The sequence below is a fragment of the Enterobacter cloacae complex sp. IR5458 genome (genome assembly GCF_049238025.1).
In the GTDB taxonomy this organism is placed as follows: domain Bacteria; phylum Pseudomonadota; class Gammaproteobacteria; order Enterobacterales; family Enterobacteriaceae; genus Enterobacter; species Enterobacter kobei.
Genome location: NZ_JBMKIF010000102.1, coordinates 1 through 2,431, shown reverse-complemented (window position 1 = coordinate 2,431; position 2,431 = coordinate 1). Strand labels below are relative to the sequence as shown.

Sequence of the window (2,431 nt, the reverse complement as noted above, 5' to 3'; positions counted from 1 at the left end):
GCGCAGTTAAAAGAGAGTTATCTTTTTAGAAGATAACTCTCATGTTGTATTAAAAATAAATCTATTGATGGCGTAATTGCCATCCAGATCGGCGTTCGAACCTTCATAGACGAGCGTATAGTTAATCCTTGTTGTCGTAATAAAAGATGTGTTGTCAATTGCATTTTTAATTCTCTACTTTTCAAATAAAACCCAAATTGTAATTAAGGAAAGCTAAATGGTGTTTAGCTATTGCATCAATTATTATTGCAACATTTATGTACTAATGACTCGTTATGAATTTGTAATAAAATGAATAAATACTACAGCTTTGAACGAAACAAATCCGGGCTCGTAATTATATTATTATTGAGTTTTTTGCTTTTGGGTTGTTTTCTTGCCTATATCATTTGGGTGAGCATGATTTCAATGAGAACTGTTCTAATGAACTCTGTTCCAGAATGGTTAACGTATATAACGATAGGCTCTATTTTTGGTCTCATATTCTCCGGGAGAGCTACCTATTATAGACCTATTGGTAAAACATCAAATTATGTCATTGAACGTTTTTGGGTGGGGTTTAGTTGTGGCTTTATTCTTTCATTAGGGATTTATGATGTTTTCGTGTTTATGTCGAAGGGAAACGTTATTACATACGAAGCGGCTTATGAAATAACATATCCTGGCCCAAGAAAGGGGCGGTTTGGTCATTGTGAAGCAGGGTTGTGGTTTAAGGACTATAACACAAAGCGTTGGATTCAATTGTGTACAAATAAAAAAGCACTTCAAGCAGCGGGTGAACCAGGAGCAGATGCTGTAAGGGTTAGTGCTCATTCAAATGAAATAGGGTCTTATATAATTGATTACAACTTCATAAAATCTAAGAGTTAATTAAGAAACCACAACTCCATATATTCACTCTGAAATAATAAATCCACGTTAAATTAAAGGAGAGAAAAACATCTCTCTACGGGAAATGGTTGTCGAATGCAGGTTTTATTGATTGTATGCTGGTTAAAATCCGCATGATGAAGGATTGCATTGTGATCCCCCCCAGAGCACCCGCGAGCTGTGGGGTTGTGCCGAAGGTTTAAGCGTCGTCCACTTCAATAAAAAGAAGATGCCCAGCCGATCAAGGGTTTTCTGATGGGGTTAACGATACCGGCGATATTCCGACGATCAGGCGTGATCGCTACGACTGCCTGATCCGCTGTGAAGACGACTAAATAGCAAAATTCCCCGCTTTAGAAGGCGGGGATTTTAGTCGCTGAGGATCACTTATCGGGGTCGGTGGGTAGCTTTTTACGAGCATTGTACTCGTCTATTTTGTTGAATATTAAACATCCCACTGCAATAAATATTCCTGCAACAACACTCATCTTGACGACTTTAATAACACCGGATAACGATAAATAAACCTCCCCAGTATAAATAACTGCCGTTACAATCCTGGTAACTACACCCAGTGCAAAAAAAGCGGTAGTCATATAGATAAAAATAAGAATAAATATATGAAGTGTCATTTTCTTTTTCATTGTTTTTTATCCTTGTTTTTTATTAATTCTTTAACTGTATCATTGGATATTTCAAAGACAGAAGCAGAACCAATATCTCCTATCACACCGGAAAACGCCCCCACGTATGGCGCAATCAGCTTTGGAGCATACTTCCCAAAATAACCCCCGGCCAGCGACCCCGCAATGGCGCCACCCTGACCAGTTAAGCTGGGTCCATCAGTCATAAATGCACCACCCATATTAATAAGAGTGTTACCACCAATCTTATATCCTGGCGCCAGATAACCAGCACCTGCCGCTACGGCAGCGCTGTAGTAACTAAACTCACTGCCTGGCGACATACTCATGTATTGGAATAAAGAGTTAGCACCACCACCAATAACCGCACCGGTAACACCTTTTCCCACTGCGACTGTCGGGCCAAGATAAATGGCTCCAGCCATAAATACCCCATCCTGATAACCTTCCACTATCGCTTTAGTGATATTAGCCTCTTCAGGTAAATCCCCTTTCGACAGTTTATCCAGCCCCGCCTGTTTCTCTTCTGCTGATAGCCCGTTGTCCTCTGCATACTGATTCCAGGACGTTGCTGCCATGCCATAGTCCATCATCCCTTTCGGCAGACTCAGCGTGTTATTCTCCACCGTTGTCTTCCCGGACTGCGCCCCCGCAATGGCGCTTGCCGTGCCGTCTCCCGCTACGCCGCCTGCTATCCCTGCGGCAAGAGTCGCCAGCGCGCTGATGGTCTGTTTTTCACTTTCACTCAGTGCAGCAACATCCTTCCCGTACATCTCCAGCGCAATTCCGCCCACCAGCTCCCCGGCGGCGGCACCCGCCGCACCCGCAAGCGCGTCTTTCCCCTGCATCGCGGCCAGCACTGATCTTGACCCGCCATTTCCGGACAGCTTTTGTATCTTAAGTTAACGATGCCCGCT

At 43.2% G+C, this 2,431-nt stretch carries 4 protein-coding genes; 2 read left to right on the top strand and 2 right to left on the bottom strand.

Annotated elements, in window-relative coordinates:
* Positions 1-291: 291 nt before the first annotated feature.
* Both ACOTYN_RS26080 and ACOTYN_RS26075 read left to right on the top strand, forming a co-directional pair.
* The gene (locus ACOTYN_RS26080) at positions 292-870 is read left to right on the top strand and encodes a hypothetical protein (protein ID WP_071978070.1); all 579 of its coding nucleotides are present in this window, start codon (positions 292-294) and stop codon (positions 868-870) included.
* A 41-nt stretch (positions 871-911) separates the two neighbouring features.
* Positions 912-1,073: a SymE family type I addiction module toxin gene (locus ACOTYN_RS26075; RefSeq protein WP_369797459.1), complete on the top strand. Its 162-nt coding sequence runs from the start codon at positions 912-914 to the stop codon at positions 1,071-1,073.
* 180 nt (positions 1,074-1,253) lie between these two features.
* Here ACOTYN_RS26075 and ACOTYN_RS26070 read toward each other — a convergent pair whose 3' ends face one another.
* Together ACOTYN_RS26070 and ACOTYN_RS26065 are read right to left on the bottom strand one after the other, a co-directional pair.
* The gene (locus ACOTYN_RS26070; protein ID WP_023336481.1) at positions 1,254-1,514 is read right to left on the bottom strand and encodes a hypothetical protein; all 261 of its coding nucleotides are present in this window, start codon (positions 1,512-1,514) and stop codon (positions 1,254-1,256) included.
* A complete protein-coding gene (locus ACOTYN_RS26065; protein WP_407211431.1) occupies positions 1,511-2,362 on the bottom strand; it encodes a VENN motif pre-toxin domain-containing protein in 852 nt (283 codons plus the stop codon). The genes ACOTYN_RS26070 and ACOTYN_RS26065 overlap by 4 nt, the downstream gene beginning before the upstream one ends.
* Between the last annotated feature and the right edge of the window lie 69 nt (positions 2,363-2,431).